The organism is Streptomyces sp. NPDC048734 (assembly GCF_043198675.1).
Lineage (GTDB): Bacteria > Actinomycetota > Actinomycetes > Streptomycetales > Streptomycetaceae > Streptomyces.
The window spans coordinates 22,118-41,576 of sequence record NZ_JBICUZ010000017.1; the positions used below are offsets into that span (position 1 = coordinate 22,118).

Below are 19,459 nucleotides of genomic sequence, written 5' to 3' on the forward strand. Positions count from 1 at the left end.
GTTTTCGGTCGTAGGTTCCCGGTATTCACTCGTTCCGTCGATCCGGGGTGTGCCATGGACCGTGCCCGACTGCGTGACCTGCTGGCCCGCGAGAGCGCGGACGCCGAGCGGCGCAACCCCCGCTCCCGGGCCGCCCACGAGCGCGCCGACCACCTCTTCGGACGCGTGCCGATGACCTGGATGAACAAGACGGCCGGCACCTTCCCCCGCTATCTGGACTCCGCGCGCGGCGCCCGCGTCCGCGACCTCGACGGGCACGAGTACATCGACTTCTGCCTCGGGGACACCGGAGCCATGGCGGGCCACTCTCCCGCCGCCGTCGGCGACGCCGTGCACCGGCGCTTCACCGTGCTCGGCGGCGCGACCGCGATGCTGCCCACGGAGGACGCGGAATGGGTGGGCGCGGAGCTGACCCGCCGCTTCGGGCTCACCCGCTGGAGCTTCTCGCTCACCGCGACCGACGCCAACCGCTGGGCCGTCCGCCTCGCCCGCGCCGTCACCGGCCGCCCGAAGATCCTGGTGAACAGCTACTGCTACCACGGCAGCGTCGACGAGTCCCTGATCGTGACCGGCCCCGACGGCAACGGCCGTGCCCGCCCCGGCAACGTCGGAGCACCCTGCGACGTCACCCTCACCAGCCGGGTCGCCGAGTTCAACGACCTGGAGCACCTGGAACGCGAACTCGCCCACGGCGACGTGGCCGCCGTCCTCATGGAGCCCGCGCTCACCAACATCGGCATCGTCCTGCCCGAGCCCGGCTACCTCGCGGGCGTACGCGAACTGACCCGCCGGCACGGCGTGCTCCTCGTCAACGACGAGACGCACACCTTCTCCGCCGGACCCGGCGGCTGCACCGCCGCCTGGGACCTGGAGCCCGACGTCCTGACCATCGGCAAGGCCATCGGCGGCGGCATCCCGGCGGGCGCCTACGGACTGTCCGCCGACCTCGCCGACCGGCTCCTCGACCTCGTCGACATGGGCGGTGTCGGCGGCACCCTCGCGGGCAACGCCCTGTCGGTCGCCGCGACCCGCGCCACCCTCGAACACGTCCTCACCGACGAGGCGTTCACCCACATGCACAAGCTGTCCGAGCGTTTCGAGGCCGGAGTCCGGGCCGGTGTCGAGGCCCACGGCCTGCCCTGGTCCGTCAGCCGCCTCGGCGCCCGCACCGAGTACCGCTTCACCGCCCCGGCGCCCCGCACCGGCACCGAGGCCGCGACGGCCGGCGACACCGAGCTGGAGGACTTCCTCCACCTCTACCTCGCCAACCGGGGCATCCTGCTCACCCCGTTCCACAACATGGCCCTCATGTGCCCCGACACGACGGAACAGGACGTGGACGCGCACACCGAACTGTTCGCGTCGGCCCTGGCCGAGCTGGCCGGCTGAACCGGCCCGCTGAACAACCCGACTGACGGCAGGACAGGAAGAGGACGCACCCCATGGACGAGATCGACCGGGCCATCCTGCGCGAACTGCAGACCGACGGACGCATCGCGTACGCCGACCTCGGTCCCAGAGTCGGGCTCTCCGCGTCCGCCGCCCGGCAGCGACTGCAACGCCTTTTGGACTCCCGCGCCGTCCAGGTCGTCGGCGTCACCGACCCGATGGCCATGGGCGGGCAGGCCATGGCCCTCCTCGGCATCACCGCCGACGGCGACCCGCGGCCCGTCGCCGACGCGCTCGCCGGCCACCCCGAGGTCGTCCACTCCGTGCTCACCTCGGGCGGGTTCGACCTCTTCGCCGAGGTCGTCAGCCCCACCGCCAAGGAGCTGCTCGACTTCGTCAACGACACCGTCCGGCAGCTCGAAGGCGTCGCCGCCGTCCAGTCGTTCCCCTACTTCGCCATCCACACCCACCGTTTCCTCTGGGACGTCGGCTGAGGCCGGGGCGGCAGGCGCCGGGACCCGGCCACTCCGGTGGAACGGGCGCCATGCGCATCGACCACTCCCCCGACAGCATGGGCGCCGGAGCCTTCTACCGGCTCCTCACCGCCGTCGTCGTACCCCGGCCCATCGCCTGGGTGTCGACCCTGGCGGCCGACGGCAGCACCGCGAACCTCGCGCCGCACTCCTTCTTCACCGTCGCCTGCACCGACCCGCCGATCGTCCAGTTCACCTCCGTGGGCCGCAAGGACTCGCTGCGCAACATCGAGGCCACCGGCGAGTTCGTCGTCAACCTCGCCCCCGAGCCGCTCCTCGAGCAGATCAACGCCAGCGCGGTCGACTTCCCCGCGGAGATGGACGAGTTCGACGCCGTCGGCATCGAACGGGAGCCCTCGCTGCTCGTGGCGCCGCCCCGCGTGGCCGCCTCTCCGGTGGCGCTCGAATGCCGGCTCCACTCCACCCTGGGCATCGGCAACTCCACCCTGGTCCTCGGGCAGGTCGTGCACGCCGCCGTGCACGAGGACGCCGTCGTCGACGGCCGGCCCGACATCCGCAGGCTGCGGCCACTGGCCCGGCTCGGCGGCGACGAGTGGAGCACCGTCGGCGAGGTCGGCGAACTCGCTCGCATCCCCTACCGCGACTGGCCGCGGGCCTGATCCCGCCACTGGCCCCGGGCCTGACCTCGCGCCAGCCCGGGCCTGACCCCGGGCCTGACCCCGCGAATGATCCCGGGCCTGACCCCGCGCCGGGCTCCGACCGCACGCCGGTCCGGCGGCGGGCGCCGGAGCCGCTCCGCACAGGTGACCGAGGAGCGTTGTCAGTGGTCACCGGTAGCTTCGTTCTTGTCGCACCGACTCCGGTGCGACAGCCCCCCTGTGCTGCGCCGACTCGGCGCGACCGGGTTTTGTGCTGCAAAGGAGATGGTGCGTTGTCGGACTGGGAGAAGTCGAGCACGGCCCGCGTGGTGCCGCCCGCGCGGCCCCGCAAACTCGCCAAGGTCCCCTTCGTCGAACTGGCCGACGGACGCCTCCAGGGCGTCGTCTCCAGCGGCTCGGACATCGAGCGCGTGTACGTCTCGTCGGTGGTCGCCGGGACGTACGCGTTCGCGTGCAGCACCAACAACAACCGCCCCTGCGGCGGTGCGCGCGGCTCGTACTGCAACCACATCCGCGCCCTGATCACCGAGGCCGTCCTGCAGTACGGCGCCGAGCGCGTCGCCCGCTACCTGCGCGCCGAGCCGGCCGGCGGGGAGGCGACGGCCCCCGGCATCACCGCCGCCATGACCGCCACCCGGCCCGCCCCGGCCGACGGCAAGACCGCGGCGGCCTCCGTCTTCAGCCGCTTCCTGCGGCACCTCGCCTACCTCGAACTCGCCCCCACCACGGCCCCGCTGCCCGAGATGCAGTGGTTCCCGCCGACCAGGACGCCGGACGTCCCCGGAGCGCCCGCGCGCGCGGCCGAACCCGTCACGGAGACGGAAACGGAGACGGAGCCGGAAGCGGGGCCCGCGCACCCGCTGACCGCCCCCGTCGACGGCCTCGACGAGGCGCTGGCGGCGGTCGACGCCTTCGACCGGGCCCTCGTCGCGGGCCTGCTCCGCCCGCAGCCCGCCCGCGTCGCCGACCTGACGGAACTCGCCCACGCGGTGGCCGGCTCGCCGCTGGCCGCCCGGGTCGCGGAAGCCGTCGAGAAGGCGGCGGCGGGAGCCGCGGGAGAGGACCACCTCGTCGCCCTCGCCGCCGCCCGCACCGCCCTCCTGGGCGCCGCCCACGACGCCCTGGCGGCCCGCGCCGACGAGAGCACCGGCCGCACCCGCGGCGAGGCCACGGCACCCGCCCCGGCGCCGCCGCAGACCGTCAACCTGCTGCTGGCCGCCCGGACCTGGCTCGCCGACCTGGCCCGCGCCGGCTGGCAGGGCATCGACCACGAACTCGTCGGATCGGCCGCGCAGATCGTCTCCGCGATGCTGCCCGACCCCGCACTGCGCCGACTGGCCACCCTCCTCGACGGCTTCGCCGCCGAACTCGCCGCCTCCTGCCCCGGCGCCGCCCTGGACCGCTTCCCCGCCCGCCGCTGGGGCGACCTGTGGGCGCGCGCCCTGCTGCTGACCCGGCCCGGCGCCGCCGAGCCGGCACCGACCGCCCCCGCCACCGGCCGGCTGCTTCCCCTCGGCGTCGACCTGCACGAACACGCGACGGCCGCCCAGGCTCAGGTCCACGCGGTGTTCGAGCCCGCGGACGGCGGCCCGGCCCGCCTGGTGCGCGCGAGCGTCTCCGTGCCCAAGCCGGACACCGTCGTCGCGGCCGGTGTCTGGCAGCTCCTGCGGCCCCACCTGGCGCTGCTCGGCGCCCTCGGCGAAGGCCGGTCCATGCAGCTCACCGACATGCCCCTCACCGAGGACGGCGACCTGATCTGGGACGACGACCGGGCCCGCGCGGGCGAACCCGCCGACGCCTTCGCCACCGCCTGCGTCGCCCTCCCGGCCGCCACGGCACCGCCCACTGCACCGCTGGACCGCCACCCCGCGCGCCTGGCCGAACCGGTGTTCCTGGAGGGCTACGAGGCCCGGCAGGACGGCGACTCCACGATCGCCTTCGGCTTCGCCGGTCACTCCCTGGCCGTGGACACCGACCGCATCCCCGCCGCCGGTCCCCTCACCCCCGACGCGGTGGCCGCCTCCAGCGCCTGTGTCGGCCTGCTGCGCTGGGACGACGGCGCGTTCCGCCTCCAGCCGCTCGCCGTCGAGACCACGGTGCGCAGGAAGACCACCGCCCTCCAGGCGGGCGCCTGGGCGGGCGGCACCACCGACAAGACCGGCGCCAGGGCCGAGAAGGCCGCCACGGACGCCGTGACCGTCCTGCGGGAGCGAGCGGGAAGGCTGCTGCGCAAATGACCGAGCCCGAGACCGGCGTCCACCACCCGGCCGAGACCGAGGCCGACCCCCACGACAACCGCCGCCAGGTCCTCTACTGGCGTCTCCTGGCCCGCCTCTTCGACCCCGAGGAGCAGGCCGCGCTGGAGTCCGCGAGCCTCGCCGTCGTCGAGGACATCGGCCTGCCGCCCGCGCTGCTGGACCCGGGAGCCTCCGTCGACTCCCTCGTGCAGCGCCACCCGGAACTGGCCGCCGAGTTCGACGGTCTGATGGTCCCCGAACCCGGACCCGAGCCCGAACCCGGACCCGAGCCCGAACCCGGACCCGAGCCCGAGCCCGGACCCGAGCCCGAACCGACGGTCGGCCCCGACGCCGACGACACGCGTGACCGTCCGGCCGAGGTGCGGCGCGCGGCCCTCGTCTCCAAGGTGCTGCTCAACGTCTTCGCCACCGGCACCGGAGCCGTCAGCGCCGGTCAGCTGGCGCGCTGGCAGTCCGACGCCGGCTGGCTGGAGCGGGCGCTCGGCTGCTCGCCCGGCGACCTGCGCGGCGGACGGGCCGGCGGCGGCCGCGGCGCCGGCCCGACAGGCTCGGGCGGCAACGGCCGCACCCCCGACCTCAGCCGGCTGATCCCGCAGATCGGACCCGAACTCGGCGCCCTCGAAGGCGACCTGGTCAAGCGGATGCACCTGCGGGAGGTGCTCGCCGATCCCGCGCTCGCCGCCCGGCTCACCCCGAGCATGTCGCTGATCGAGCAACTGCTGCGGGACAAGAACAACCTGTCCGGAGTCGCCCTCGCCAACGCCAAGGCGCTGATCCGCCGGTTCGTCGACGAGGTCGCCGAAGTGCTGCGCACCCAGGTCGAGAAGACCACGGTCGGCGCCCTCGACCGGTCCGTCCCGCCGAAGCGGGTGTTCCGCAACCTCGACCTCGACCGCACCATCTGGAAGAACCTCACCAACTACAGCCCCGAGGAGGAGCGGCTCTACGTCGACCGCCTCTACTACCGGCACACCGCCCGCAGGACCACACCCCAGCGGCTCGTCGTCGTGGTGGACCAGTCCGGCTCGATGGTCGACTCCATGGTCAACTGCACCATCCTGGCCTCGATCTTCGCCGGGCTGCCGAAGGTCGACGTCCACCTCATCGCGTACGACACCCAGGCGCTCGACCTGACTCCCTGGGTGCACGACCCCTTCGAGACGCTGCTGCGCACCAACCTCGGCGGCGGCACCGACGGCACCGTCGCCATGGCCCTGGCCCAGCCGAAGATCGCCGAGCCGCGCAACACCGTCGTGGTGTGGATCTCCGACTTCTACGAGTGGCGCGGCGAGCCCCTCTACGACAGCATGGCCGCCCTGCACCGCTCAGGGGTCAAGTTCATCCCCGTCGGTTCGGTGACCAGCTCCGGCCGCGGCAGCGTCAACCCCTGGTTCCGGGAACGCTTCAAGGACCTCGGCACACCCGTGCTCTCCGGTCACATCCGCAAGCTCGTGCACGAGCTGAAGACGTTCCTCACCTGAGACGCCCGCCCCGCCCCCTCTCTCTCCTCCCTCTCGCCCTTCCGCAGAAAGGCCTGTCGATGTCCGACCTGTTGCGCGCCCCCGCCGAGATCAAGTACGCCGAGGAACTGGACTGGCTGGAGTCGGTGGACGACAGTCCCAAGCCGTTCTCCTGGCGGCTGTCGCCCAAGATGATCCGGCTGTTCGTGCTCGGCTCCGAGCGGGCGGACGGCCTCGACCGGGACGTCTCCCAGAAGTGGTTCGGCGACCGCGGCATCGTCGAGCGGGCCATCGTCACCCTCGCCTCCGACCGCGGCCTGCTGCTCATCGGCGACCCCGGCACCGGCAAGAGCTGGCTGGCCGAGCTGCTGGCCGCCGCCATCTGCCGCAACTCCACCCAGGTCGTCCAGGGCACGGCCGGCACCACCGAGGACCACATCAAGTACTCGTGGAACGTGTCCATGGTCATCGCCAAGGGCCAGTCCCGCGAATCGATGATCCCCTCGCCGATCATGACCGCGATGGAGACCGGCACGATCGGCCGGTTCGAGGAACTCACCCGCTCCACCAGCGACGTCCAGGACGCCCTGATCTCCATCCTGTCCGAGAAGTACATCTCGGTCCCCGAACTCGACAGCGACGGCATCGTGTTCGCCAAGCCGGGCTTCTCCGTCATCGCCACCGCCAACAGCCGCGACCGGGGCGTCAACGACCTGTCCTCGGCCCTCAAACGCCGCTTCAACTTCGTCCGCATCCCCGTCGTGACGAACAAGAAGAGCGAGGCGGAGATCGTCCGCTTCCGCACCGAGGAGCTGCTGCGCCGCCACCAGATCGAACTGGAGGTCCCGCCCACCCTGCTGGACGTGCTGCTGCAGAGCTTCGCCGACCTGCGCGCCTCCTCCGCCGCGGCGGCCGGCGACGACGAGAAGCTGGAGTCCGCGCTGTCCACCGCCGAGCAGATCGGTGTCCTGGAGGACGCCGTCCTGCACAGCAACTTCTTCGGCGAGCGCGCCCTGACCGCGCGCACCCTCGCCTCCTCCCTGGTCGGCTCCCTGGCCCGCCGCGAACCCGAGGACCTCGCCATCCTCAACAAGTACCTGCACGGCGTCGTCGAGCCGCGCAGCAAGGAGGAAGGGGGCTCCTGGCCGGAGTTCCTGGAAGGCGGCCGCGACGCGATCGCGACCCTGTCGTGAGCGCCCCGCCCGAGGGCGCGTTCGGCGCCCTGCGCACCCAGCTCCAGGACGCGGCGACCACGTTCGCCGACGGGCCCGGCGCCCTGGAGGGCATCCTCCACGGCATCGTCGACGACGTCGAGCGCGCCGTGCGCGAGCCGCTGGAGATCTTCCCGGTCTGCCACCACTCCCCGGCCTCGGCGCTCGCCATGGCCCGCCGACTGCGCGAGAAGCAGCCGAAGGTGGTCTACCTGGAGCTGTGCGAGGACATGGCGCCCCTCCTCACCGAACTGCGCAACTGCCGCCTCCCGGTGGCGCTGCAGGCGTTCGCGACCGAGGTGGAGGGCTTCCCCGCCGACTGGTCACCGCTGTCGGTGGTCGCCCCGGTCACCGAGGCCTCCGCCGAGTACCAGGCGATCGCCTACGCCCTCGACACCCCGGGCGTCGAGCTCGTCCTCGTCGACCGCTCCTCGGACCACGTGTTCCAGTGGGAGACCCCGCCCGCCGCGGACACCGACCCGGACGCGCCGCCCGCCGACGAGGAGAGCGTCCTGCACGGTGACGCGGTCGGCGTCGAGATCGGCGACCTGCGGCCCCGCTTCGCCGAACTGGAGGAGCACCTGCTGCGCCACGGCCGGGTGCGGCACTGGTCGGAGTGGTGGCACCAGTACGTCGAACTGCCGCTCGGCGACAGCGACCACGACACCTACCGACAGGTCATGCTGCTCATCGGCAGCCTCTTCAGGCGCCTGGCACCCGGCGACCGGCGCCGGGTGCGGGTCGACGAGGACCGCGAACGGTACATGTGGACGCGGATGCGCGAGCACCTCGCGGCCACCGGCACCGACCCCGCCGACTGCCTCTACGTCTGCGGCGCGTTCCACGCCGCAAGCCGCGTCGAGGAGTTCGGCGTCGAAGGCGGCGGCACCTTCACCATCACCCCGCCCACCCCCACCACGTGGCGGCACGGACTCATCCCCTCCAGCCACGCCGCGATCGAGGCACAGTTCGGCCTGGCCGCCGGATCCGTGTCCATCGCCGCGTCGGAATGGGCCAAGAACCTCAAGCGGACCGGTGTGCGGCCGTACCGCCTGGAAGGACAGGCCGGCACGAAGAAGAGCACCGGGCCGAGGAAGGCGGCCGTGCCCGCGCTGCCCGCCTCCCAGGCCCCGCCGGCCGACCGGCTCACCGGCTTCCTCCGGCGGCCGCCCGCCCTCGATCCCCTCGACGAGGCCGAACTGCTCGGCTGGTCGGTGGAGATCGTGCGGGCCGCGCGGCGCAACGGCTACCTCGCCTCCACCGCGGACGCCATCGCCGTGTTCGAGACGTCGATCCTGCTGGCCGGAATGCGCGACCGGGTCCGCCCGACCCCGTACGACTTCCAGGACGCGGCCGTCACCTGCATCGAGAAGGAGGCCGTACCGGGGCGGCGCGACATCGGCCGGCTCGTCGAGATCATGATGGGCGGCGACCGGATCGGCCAGGTCGGCTACGACGCCCTGCCGCCCCTCGCCCGGGACGTCCACGACCGGCTCGCCCCGCTGGACCTCCGGCTCCAGCAGCGCGGCGTGCAGCGCGCCCTGCTGGACATCGCCGCCCGGCCCGAACTGGAGCGCTGCTCCGACGTGCTGTGGATGCTGCGCCGGCTGCTGCCCCGGGGCGCCGCCCGGCCGATCATGGGCGACCGGCGCCTCGGGGAGCGCCCCATCCAGGAGTCCTGGGACCTGGCCCTCGGCACCCACCAGCGCGCCCTCATCGAGCTCGGCTACGAGGGCGTCAGCATCGAGCAGGTCCTGGAACAGCGCCTGCGGCGCGTCGCGTACGCCCCGCAGGCGACGGCGGCGCAGGTCCTGGAGACCGTCGAGGACGCCATCCTCCACCTGCGCAGCCGTCGCCTCGCCGACGAGCTGGGCACCCGCGCCCTGGAGGTCCTCGCGGCGGAGCGCAGCGTGGACGGCGCCCCCGAGGTGCTGCGCCGCGTGCGCCGCCTGCTGGCGTACTACCGCACCGCCGAGCCGGTCCTGCCGCCGTGGATCGAGTCCTTCGTCACGACCGGTTACGCGCACTACTGCACGCTGCTGCCGACGGCGTTCACCGACGAGGACGCCACCGTCCGGCAGGTCGCGGCCATGCTGGGGTTCCTCTTCAGCATGGAGGGCCTCGCCCTCTCCCTGGGCTGCGACCGTACCCAACTGGAGCTGGCCCTCGCCCAGTCCCATCCGGGGGAGCCGTCCCGCACGGCACTGCTGTGGGCGGCGCAGACCCACCTCGGCACGCTGTCCCGGACACAGCTGCGGGCCCGCTGCGACGAGCTGCTCGGAAATCCCCTCGTGGTGCCCGCGTACCCGCGCTACCTCAGCGGGTTCGTGCACGCCCTGGAACCGGTGCCGCAACTGGCGGACTTCGTCGTCGAGGCGGTGTCGAACGCCTTCGCGCGGCTCCCGGACCCGGTGCTGCTGCCCTGGCTGCCGACGCTGATCACCAGCCTGCGGGCGGGCGGCGCGGAGCTGGCCCCGCTGCTGATCCGCGAGGCGGGCCGCGTCTTCCCGGCCCGGCTGGCGGAGCTGGACTCCTGGGTGCCGCCGTGGCGCGCCCCGCAGGAGCCCGTGGCCGTCCCGACGGGCCGGCCGGGCGGCGCGGCCTATGGTGCCGCCCTCCTCGCCGCGCACCCCGCGACGTGCGACGCGCTGGCGGAACTGCTCGGCTGCGAGGGCGCCTGGGAGAGCCCCGCGGCACACGCCCCGCGGGGGGCCGCGCTCCTCGCCGGTCACCCGGGGACCGCGACGGCGCTGGAGGCGTTGCTGGCGGCCGGCTGACGGACACTCACCGGCGTGCTCGGGCCGGTGACAGGCGTGATCGCAGGGGCCGCGTTGACGACGGTGACCGTGGCCGAGTCGCTGCTGCGACCGCAGGTCAGGGGGAGCCGGTAGGTGCCGTGCCGTGCCGGCCGTGGCCGCTGGAGTCGCGGGCGACGCTGCCGCCGGTCTCGTCGAAGCGGTAGCGCAGGACGAGGTCGGCGGGTACGTCCGGGCCCTTCTCTGAGACGGTGACCTCGGCGCGCACGACGGTCGAGGTGCCGTCGGGCAGGCTTCCCCGCACGGTGAAGGTGCCGGCCCGGGCGTACGCCGACTCGGGGAGGGTCTCCCAGGTGACCGCGACGGGCCGCTCGACGCCGTCGGCGTACCGGGCGACGACGGTGGCGGGCAGCACGGGTGCGTCACCGACGCGGGTCTCGACCTCGATGTCCTCGACGCTCTGGGGCAGTTGGTCCGGCTGGTACGTCTTCAGCAGCCGCTCGTACTCGGCCCCGGTGACCGGCAGGACCGTGCCGTGGCGGGGCCGGGAGGGGAGGTCGTAGCCGGTGGACGGGGTCCAGACGCCGGAGCCGGGGTCGGTCGTCTCGAAGGGGATGTAGCCGCGGCCGCCGAACTCGTCGAGGAACGCGTACCACTTCTCCTCGGTGTTCGACTTGAACACCAGGGGTCCCTCGGCGGCGTTCATCGCGCCCTTGCCGATGCCCTCGGCGACCGCGGTCCACGAGGTGTCCAGGAGCGAGTCGCTCTTCTCCTCGAAGACGAACTTGCTGTTGGGCGTGGAGGAGGAGTTGTTCCGCTCGTCCTTCGACAGCCGGTAGTAGGTGCCGTCGTGCCGGATCACCGTGGAGTCGATGACCGAGTAGCCGCGGTCGATCCACACCTCGGGCTCGCTGAAGGTGTGGAAGTCGCGGGTGGTGGCGTACATCATGCGGTTGTACGTGTCACCGGAGTGGCCGGCGTCGGCGTACAGCTTCGACGCCCAGAGGACGACGTACTCGCCGAGCTCCTCGTCGTAGTGGGCCTCCGGTGCCCAGGTGTTGCCGGCGCTTTCCGGGGAGACCTCGACCAGGCGCTGGTCCGTCCAGTTCACCAGGTCGGTGGACTCCCAGACCATGATGGACCTGCTGCCGGTGCGCTGGGCGGCGTCCCAGTCGCCGTTGCCGTGGATCCGCAGGTCCGTGGCGATCTGGTAGAACTTGTCGCCCTCGGGGGAGCGGATGATGAACGGGTCGCGCAGGCCCCGCTCGCCGAGCGTGGAGGTCAGGACGGGGGCGCCGTCGTTCAACTCCCGCCACTTCAGAGGGTCGTTGCCCTTGCTGAGGGCGAAGTGGACCTGTTCGCCGTCCGCGGTGCCCTCGCCGGTGAAGTAGCTGAACAGGTAGCCCTCGAGGTCCTGTCCCGCGGGCAGTTCCGGCACCCGGGCGGTGAAGTCGCGGGTGGTGACGGCCTCGCCCTTGGTGACGGTGGCGGTCAGTTCGACGGTGGTGGCGCCCGCGCCGTGCGCGGGACGTCGCACCACGCCCCCGGCGGAGACGACGGCGGGCTTCGCGGAGGACCAGGTGACCTTCGTGCCGTGGGCGCCGTCGGCGGGCAGCGTGAGGTTGCCGCGCACGTCGTCGAGGTCGTGCACGGTCAGCGCCTCGGCGGCCTCCTCGGTGGCGGTCCTGTCGTCGAAGGCCGCGCGGACCGTGACCTCGAAGGTCCTGGTGTCACTGACGGTTCCCTTCCGCAGGGTCGCCGTGAGCGTGGCGTGGCCGTCCGGTTCCCCGGCGGCGGGGCGGGTCACCGCGCCGGCGTCCGACACCACGGCGGGGTTGTCGCTCCGCCAGGTGATGGACGAGCCGCCGGCCGTCCCGGCCCTCGGCAGGACGAGATCGGAGGTGACGCCGTCGGTGTCGCCGAGAGCGAGCGCGGCCTTGTCGTCGGCGACGCCCCCCGTGGCCACGGGGAGCGCGAGCCGCTCGGCCTCGGAGCCGGTCAGTGCCCGGTCGTACACGCGGAAGTCACGCATCCTGCCCTTGAACGGTCTGTCCCCCGAGTAGACCGATCTGCCTATCGCGTTGGCGGTGGTGGTACCGGACCCGACGGCGCCGGGCGTGAGGGTGACCGCCGTGTTGCGGGCGACCTCCACGCCGTCCTCGTAGAGCACACCCGTGGTGCCGGTCTGGGTGTACGCGACGTGCTTCCACACCGCGCGGGTCAGGTCGTGCGAGTCCGCGGGCTTCGTCGTCTGCTCGGTCGACCAGTTGCCGCTCGCGACGGAGGTGCGCAGGGAGTCGCCGGTGGTGAAGAGGTAGCCGTTTCCGCTGCCGCCGCCGGAGTTGCCGAAGCCGTAGAGGAAGTACGGCGTGCTCTGGGCGGCGTCGATGCGTACGTCCATCGAGACGGAGATCGAACTCAGGCCCTTCATGAGGTCGTTCGGCAGCCTGACGTAGGTGTCGGAGCCGTTGAATCCGAGCCCCTGACCGGTGGCCGACCAGTCGGCGGTGCCCTGGACGGTGCCGTCGCGGCCGTGCCCGGAGGAGTCGGTGACGCCGGCCGGCCCGTCCAGGGCGTACCGCAGCACGAGTCCGTCCGTGACGTCGGCGGCCTCCGCCGCCCGCGCGGACGTCGCGGTGCCGGTGAGGCCCATGAGCACGGAGACGGTAGTCAGTCCGGCGAGGCCTGCCGCGCGGCGTCTGCCGCGGCTGCGGCGTCGTGGGGTGTGCGTCATGGTCGGCCCGCCGTTTCCGCTCTGTGACGTGGTGTTGCGAGAGTGTCAAACGCGGATCGGCGCGGCGTCAATAGATCTCGAACAATGTCCGACATGCCGAACGGAGAGGGAGCGGGTAGCAACGGGCCCCGCATCAAAGGCCGTTGAGGTGGCGATCCCCGTTCCGCTCGCCAGTGCGGGAGTTGAGCACCCGTGCGGACCGGGGTCCCTCGCCCGGGTTGTTTACGGGCGGCCGCCGTGTGCGTGCGGGTGCAAAGGGCAGACCGTCCTTGGCAGAACGCGCGAGCGCGAGGAGCACGCCGGTGACCGACGTCTGTTTCAGAGCCGATTTCGCTTCGGACCACCAGTGGGTCGCGGGCCGCTCGTGGGCCTATCCCGACGGGGGGCCCGTCAACCCCGGCGACAACAAACTCGACCACCTCGTGGCTGATCCCGCCTACTCGCGGACCGGCACCTTCCGGGCCACCCGACGCGACGACGGCCTCTGGGACACGGGGCTGCTCACCACGGAAGGCAGCGACGAGGGCTTCATGGCCCGCACCGGCGACCGGCTCGAGGCCCGGGTGCGGCTGCCCGTCGAGACCGGGGCCTGGCCCGCCATCTGGACCTGGCGCGACGGCGACCAGGAGATCGACGTCTTCGAGTACCACCCCGACAACCCGGACCTGCTGGAACTCACCAACCACGTGCGGGCCGCCAACCGCTACCACCGCGACGACGCGGTCGCCCCCGGCGGCTGGATCGACCTCGCCGTCGAGTTCGGCGCCCGCAACGTCGTGTGGTACCTGAACGGCGAGGTGGTCTTCGCCGACCGGCGCGGCGTCGGCCGGCGGTGGCACGCCTACCTCATCGTCAACCTCTCGGTGTGCGCAGGCCGTTACCACCCGGAGCCCGACCCGGAGGTGACGGAGATGTCCTTCGAGGTGGCCTCCCTCACCGTCCACCGCGACACCTGAGCCCGGCGTCCCGCGGGCCCGGCCGACGTGCGGGGCACTGTGCCACGGCCCACGCCGGCCGGCCACCCGGGTGGTGCGACCGGGCTACGGCCTCCCCCGAATGGCCCGCCCCAGGGGGACGCCGGGCGCCGCGCACGGTCTTCTGGAGGTACGCCCGACAGAAGGGACGAGCCGTGTACGAGATGAAGGTGGGCCTCGCGTCGGGTGGCGGTGAGCATGTGTGGCACGTGGTGGTCCCGCACCACGGGACGAGCCTGTGCGGCACCGATGTCTCCGCCACCGGCGCGACGGCCACGAACACCACCGACCGCCACTGCGCCCCCTGCATGGTCCATTTGCAGACGCTACTGGACGCCAACCGGAACTGACCCGGCCGGCCTTTGCGCGGGACCTCCCGCGTCGCACCTCCCCCCGGGCCCCGTCGCCCGGGGGGTACGGCCGACGGGGGGACGAAAAGGTGCGGGCATCCGCGACAGCACATCAGATGGGAGGCATGCGAAGGCCCATGAGAGCGGCGTTCGGCCGCCTGCGTCTGTACGCGACCGGTCTGCCGGTCGTCCTGTCCGTACTCCTCTCCGCGCACCAGCCCATATCCCCGCCGGCCCCCGGCGGGGAGCCGCCCGGCGCCCCCGCCCGCGGCACCGCCCGCATGGGCATGGGCGTCGTCCTCCACGACGGCCGGACCGGCTCCCCGGACACCCGCGCGGCCACCCAGCCCGAGGGCGTCGACGTCTCCAGCCACCAGCGGGAGGTCGCCTGGGCGACGCTGTGGGCCTCCGGCGTGACCTGGGCCTACGTCAAGGCCACCGAGGGAACCTCCTACACCAACCCCTACTACGCCCAGCAGTACAGCGGTTCCCGCGCCGTCGGCATGCTCCGCGGCGCCTACCACTTCGCGACGCCCGACACCTCCGGCGGCGCCGCGCAGGCCGACTACTTCGTCGACCACGGCGGCGGCTGGACCCCCGACGGCACGACCCTGCCCGGCGTCCTCGACATCGAGTGGAACCCCTACGGCGACGCCTGCTTCGGCAAGACCCACGCCTCGATGGTCTCCTGGATCGCGAGCTTCCTCGCCCGCTACAAGGCCCGCACCGGCCGCGACGCCGTCATCTACACCGCCACCAGCTGGTGGACCCAGTGCACCGGCAACCACGCCGGGTTCGCCGCCACCAACCCCCTGTGGATCGCCCGGTACGCCGCCACGCCCGGCACCCTCCCGGCCGGCTGGACGTACCACACCTTCTGGCAGTACACCTCCACCGGACCCACCGTCGGCGACCACGACCGGTTCAACGGCACCCCGGACCGACTGCGGAAACTGGCCACCGGCTGACCGCGACGGGCCCGCCGGCCCACGACGACGGGCCCGCCGTACCGCCGTCGCGCATCCCACGGCCCGGGCCGCACCGGGCATGACCGGTCCGGTCCGGGGGACAGGCGAGAGCATGCACACGCACCACGATGGACCCGACCGCGACCACCGCCGTCCCGAAGGGCTGAGCGACGACACCGTGAAGGCGCTGGGCGCCCTGTCCAAAGCGCTGGAGACGACGGAGCGGGCCAGAGGCCACCTCTACGGATTCCACCAGCTGACCGGCACCGCCGACCTCCAACTGGACGAGGCGGTGTCCCTGCTCCGCAGGGCCGGGCACGACGAATGGGCCGAGAAGGTCTCCACCGAGATCCTCGGCCGCAACGTCATCCCCGGCCACTGGACCTTCCAGATCGTCGAGGCCTACGACCGCACCTACTACGAGGCGTTCAAGCGGATCGAGCGCGCCGCCGTCGACGAACTGGCCGAGGGCCGGGACCACCTCCACGAGGCGGAGATGAAGGAAGCCCGCCGTACCGCCGGTCATCCCGACCACACCGCCCGCCCGGAAACGGGGGGAACACGAGGGTGAGTGGCCCGACTCACATGGCACTCCGGTGACGGCACCGACACCATGGTGCCGTCACCGGCAGGCTGAAGGGATCCAGGATGTTCCGCAAGGTGCTGGTCGCCAACCGTGGCGAGATCGCGATCCGGGCGTTCCGCGCCGGCTACGAACTGGGCGCGCGCACCGTCGCGGTGTTCCCGCACGAGGACCGCAACTCGCTGCACCGGCTGAAGGCCGACGAGGCCTACGAGATCGGTGAGCCGGGACATCCGGTCCGGGCGTACCTGTCCGTGGCGGAGATCGTCGGCGCGGCGCGCCGGGCGGGCGCGGACGCCGTGTACCCCGGCTACGGGTTCCTCTCCGAGAACCCCGAACTGGCCCGCGCCTGCGAGGAGGCGGGCATCACCTTCGTCGGGCCCGACGCCCGCATCCTGGAACTGACCGGCAACAAGGCCAGCGCGGTCGCCGCCGCCCGGGCCGCCGGCGTGCCCGTCCTCGGTTCCTCGCAGCCCTCCGCCGACGTCGACGAACTGCTCCGCGCCGCCGAGGACGTCGGCTTCCCGGTCTTCGTCAAGGCGGTCGCCGGCGGCGGCGGACGCGGCATGCGCCGCGTCGAGGACCCCGACCGGCTGCGCGAGGCCGTCGAGGCCGCGTCCCGGGAGGCGGCGTCCGCGTTCGGCGACCCCACCGTCTTCCTGGAGAAGGCCGTCGTCGACCCCCGCCACATCGAGGTGCAGATCCTCGCGGACGGCGAGGGCGACGTCATCCACCTCTTCGAACGCGACTGCTCGGTCCAGCGCCGCCACCAGAAGGTCATCGAACTGGCGCCCGCCCCGAACCTGGCCCCGGAACTGCGGGACCGGATCTGCGCCGACGCCGTCCGCTTCGCCCGCGAGATCGGCTACCGCAACGCCGGCACCGTCGAGTTCCTCCTCGACCGCGACGGCAACCACGTCTTCATCGAGATGAACCCGCGCATCCAGGTCGAGCACACGGTCACCGAGGAGGTCACCGACGTCGACCTCGTCCAGGCCCAGCTGCGCATCGCCTCCGGCGAGACCCTGGCCGACCTCGGCCTGTCGCAGGACACGGTCACCCTGCGCGGCGCGGCCCTGCAGTGCCGCATCACCACCGAGGACCCCGCCAACGGCTTCCGGCCCGACACCGGCCGCATCAGCGCCTACCGCTCGCCGGGCGGGTCCGGCATCCGCCTCGACGGCGGAACCACCCACGCCGGTACGGACATCAGCGCCCACTTCGACTCGATGCTCGTCAAACTCACCTGCCGGGGGCGGGACTTCCCGACCGCCATCAACCGCGCCCGCCGCGCCGTCGCCGAGTTCCGCATCCGCGGCGTCGCCACCAACATCCCGTTCCTCCAGGCCGTCCTGGACGACCCCGACTTCCGGGCCGGGCGCGTCACCACCTCGTTCATCGAGGAACGCCCGCACCTGCTCACCGCCCGCTCCTCCGCCGACCGCGGCACCAAGCTGCTCACCTACCTCGCCGACGTCACCGTGAACAAGCCGCACGGCGAACGGCCCGACCTGACCGACCCCGTCACCAAGCTGCCCCCGCTGCCCGCCGCCGAGCCGCCCGCCGGCTCCCGGCAACTGCTCGTCGAGCTCGGGCCCGAGGCCTTCGCCCGCCGGCTGCGCGAGTCGCCGACGCTCGGCGTCACCGACACCACCTTCCGCGACGCCCACCAGTCGCTGCTCGCCACCCGCGTGCGCACCAAGGACCTCCTCGCCGCCGCCCCGGCCGTCGCCCACACCCTGCCCCAGCTGCTCTCCCTGGAGTGCTGGGGCGGCGCCACCTACGACGTCGCCCTGCGCTTCCTCGCCGAGGACCCCTGGGAGCGGCTGGCCGCCCTGCGCGAGGCCGTCCCCAACATCTGCCTCCAGATGCTGCTGCGCGGCCGCAACACCGTCGGCTACACCCCCTACCCGACCGAGGTCACCGACGCCTTCGTGCAGGAGGCCGCCGCCACCGGCATCGACATCTTCCGCGTCTTCGACGCCCTCAACGACGTCGGCCAGATGCGCCCCGCCATCGACGCCGTACGCGAGACGGGCACCGCGGTCGCCGAGGTCGCCCTGTGCTACACCTCCGACCTGTCCGACCCGGGCGAGCGCCTCTACACCCTCGACTACTACCTGCGCCTGGCCGAGCAGATCGTCGAGGCCGGCGCCCACGTGCTGGCCGTCAAGGACATGGCGGGCCTGCTGCGCGCCCCGGCCGCCGCCACCCTCGTCTCCGCGCTGCGCCGCGAGTTCGGCCTGCCGGTGCACCTGCACACCCACGACACCGCGGGCGGCCAGCTCGCCACCTACCTCGCCGCGATCCAGGCCGGCGTGGACGCCGTCGACGGCGCCGTGGCCTCCATGGCCGGGACGACCTCCCAGCCGTCGCTGTCGGCGCTGGTCGCCGCGACCGACCACTCCGACCGCCCCACCGGCCTCGACCTCCAGGCCGTCGGCGACCTGGAGCCGTACTGGGAGGGCGTCCGCCGGATCTACGCCCCCTTCGAGGCGGGCCTCGCCTCGCCCACCGGCCGCGTCTACCACCACGAGATCCCCGGCGGCCAGCTGTCCAACCTGCGTACCCAGGCCGTCGCGCTCGGCCTCGGCGACCGCTTCGAGGACATCGAGGCGATGTACGCGGCCGCCGACCGCATCCTGGGCCGCCTGGTGAAGGTCACCCCGTCGTCCAAGGTGGTCGGCGACCTCGCCCTGCACCTCGTCGGCGCCGGGGTGTCCCCGGGCGACTTCGAGTCCCACCCCGACTCCTACGACATCCCGGACTCCGTCATCGGCTTCCTGCGCGGCGAGCTGGGCACCCCGCCCGGCGGCTGGCCCGAGCCGTTCCGCACCAAGGCCCTGCGGGGCCGCGCCGGGGCCAAGCCCGTCGCGGAGCTGACCGGCGAGGACCGGGAGGGCCTGGAGAAGTCCCGCCGCGCCACCCTCAACCGGCTGCTGTTCCCCGGCCCCACCCGCGAGTTCGACACCCACCGCCAGGCCTACGGCGACACCAGCGTCCTGGACAGCAAGGACTTCTTCTACGGACTGCGGCCGGGCAAGGAGTACGCCGTCGACCTCGAGCCCGGCGTGCGGCTGCTGATCGAGCTGCAGGCGGTGGGCGAGGCCGACGAGCGCGGCCTGCGCACCGTGATGTCCTCCCTGAACGGCCAGCTCAGGCCCGTCCAGGTCCGCGACCGGGCGGCCGCCTCCGACATCCCGGTCACCGAGAAGGCCGACCGGTCCGAGCCCGGCCATGTCGCGGCACCGTTCGCGGGCGTGGTGACCCTGGCGGTCGCCGAGGGCGACGAGGTGGAGGCCGGCGCCACGGTCGCCACCATCGAGGCGATGAAGATGGAGGCCACCATCACCGCCCCGCGGGGCGGCCGGGTCAACCGCCTGGCCATCAACCGCATCCAGCAGGTGGAGGGCGGCGACCTGCTCGTCGAGGTGGGCTGAACCGGCCGGGGCGGGCCCGCCCCGGCCGTGCGGCCCCGGCCGGTCACTCACCGGCGGCCGCGTACCGTCGGAGCACTCGGCGTCGTCCTGCGGGCCGTCGGGGCCGGCCCGCACGCCGGACGGTTCCCGCGCCTCGCGCGGGCGGGACGCCACCGGCCCGGACAGGCGGTGGTGCGGGCCGGG

The 19,459-nt window shown here is 73.1% G+C and carries 12 protein-coding genes and 2 pseudogenes; 13 read left to right on the forward strand and 1 reads right to left on the reverse strand.

Annotation, left to right across the window (positions count from 1 at the left end; all coding sequences use genetic code 11):
* The first annotated feature begins 54 nt into the window (after positions 1-54).
* The 8 genes and pseudogenes from ACGFQC_RS31205 (at position 55) to ACGFQC_RS31240 (ending at position 10,248) form a co-directional block, all read left to right on the forward strand.
* Positions 55-1,389, forward strand: coding sequence for a transaminase (locus tag ACGFQC_RS31205; RefSeq protein WP_363090003.1), 1,335 nt, complete (start codon positions 55-57; stop codon positions 1,387-1,389).
* Between the two features lie 53 nt (positions 1,390-1,442).
* Positions 1,443-1,883 carry an Lrp/AsnC family transcriptional regulator gene (locus ACGFQC_RS31210; protein WP_363090002.1) on the forward strand — a complete coding sequence of 147 codons (441 nt, stop codon included), beginning with the start codon at positions 1,443-1,445 and terminating at the stop codon, positions 1,881-1,883.
* A gap of 50 nt (positions 1,884-1,933) precedes the next feature.
* Positions 1,934-2,542, forward strand: coding sequence for a flavin reductase family protein (locus tag ACGFQC_RS31215; protein ID WP_363090001.1), 609 nt, complete (start codon positions 1,934-1,936; stop codon positions 2,540-2,542).
* A 272-nt stretch (positions 2,543-2,814) separates the two neighbouring features.
* Positions 2,815-3,309, forward strand: a pseudogene (locus ACGFQC_RS31220) (hypothetical protein); the annotation flags it as partial.
* Positions 3,310-3,402: 93 nt separating this feature from the next.
* Positions 3,403-4,779 carry a hypothetical protein gene (locus ACGFQC_RS31225; protein WP_363090072.1) on the forward strand — a complete coding sequence of 459 codons (1,377 nt, stop codon included), beginning with the start codon at positions 3,403-3,405 and terminating at the stop codon, positions 4,777-4,779.
* Entirely contained in the window at positions 4,776-6,281 is a 1,506-nt protein-coding gene (locus ACGFQC_RS31230) for a VWA domain-containing protein (protein WP_363090000.1), read from the forward strand. Before ACGFQC_RS31225 ends, ACGFQC_RS31230 begins: the two co-directional genes overlap by 4 nt.
* A 59-nt stretch (positions 6,282-6,340) precedes the next feature.
* Positions 6,341-7,453: an AAA family ATPase gene (locus tag ACGFQC_RS31235; RefSeq protein WP_363089999.1), complete on the forward strand. Its 1,113-nt coding sequence runs from the start codon at positions 6,341-6,343 to the stop codon at positions 7,451-7,453.
* The gene (locus ACGFQC_RS31240; RefSeq protein WP_363089998.1) at positions 7,450-10,248 is read left to right on the forward strand and encodes a hypothetical protein; all 2,799 of its coding nucleotides are present in this window, start codon (positions 7,450-7,452) and stop codon (positions 10,246-10,248) included. The genes ACGFQC_RS31235 and ACGFQC_RS31240 overlap by 4 nt, the downstream gene beginning before the upstream one ends.
* A 118-nt stretch (positions 10,249-10,366) precedes the next feature.
* On the opposite strand, the pseudogene ACGFQC_RS31245 reads toward ACGFQC_RS31240, so the two are convergent.
* Positions 10,367-12,961: pseudogene (locus ACGFQC_RS31245) on the reverse strand (immunoglobulin-like domain-containing protein); the annotation flags it as partial.
* A gap of 302 nt (positions 12,962-13,263) precedes the next feature.
* Here ACGFQC_RS31245 and ACGFQC_RS31250 point away from each other — a divergent pair.
* The 5 genes from ACGFQC_RS31250 to ACGFQC_RS31270 all read left to right on the forward strand — a co-directional run bounded on the left by ACGFQC_RS31250 (position 13,264) and on the right by ACGFQC_RS31270 (position 19,276).
* Positions 13,264-13,917, forward strand: coding sequence for a beta-glucanase (locus tag ACGFQC_RS31250; protein WP_363089996.1), 654 nt, complete (start codon positions 13,264-13,266; stop codon positions 13,915-13,917).
* A 173-nt stretch (positions 13,918-14,090) separates the two neighbouring features.
* Positions 14,091-14,285 carry a hypothetical protein gene (locus ACGFQC_RS31255; protein WP_363089995.1) on the forward strand — a complete coding sequence of 65 codons (195 nt, stop codon included), beginning with the start codon at positions 14,091-14,093 and terminating at the stop codon, positions 14,283-14,285.
* Positions 14,286-14,410: 125 nt separating this feature from the next.
* Positions 14,411-15,253 carry a lysozyme gene (locus tag ACGFQC_RS31260; protein ID WP_363089994.1) on the forward strand — a complete coding sequence of 281 codons (843 nt, stop codon included), beginning with the start codon at positions 14,411-14,413 and terminating at the stop codon, positions 15,251-15,253.
* Between the two features lie 112 nt (positions 15,254-15,365).
* Positions 15,366-15,824, forward strand: a complete 459-nt coding sequence (locus ACGFQC_RS31265; protein ID WP_363089993.1) for a hypothetical protein — start codon at positions 15,366-15,368, stop codon at positions 15,822-15,824.
* Between the two features lie 77 nt (positions 15,825-15,901).
* Entirely contained in the window at positions 15,902-19,276 is a 3,375-nt protein-coding gene (locus tag ACGFQC_RS31270; RefSeq protein WP_363089992.1) for a pyruvate carboxylase, read from the forward strand.
* Positions 19,277-19,459: the final 183 nt, after the last annotated feature.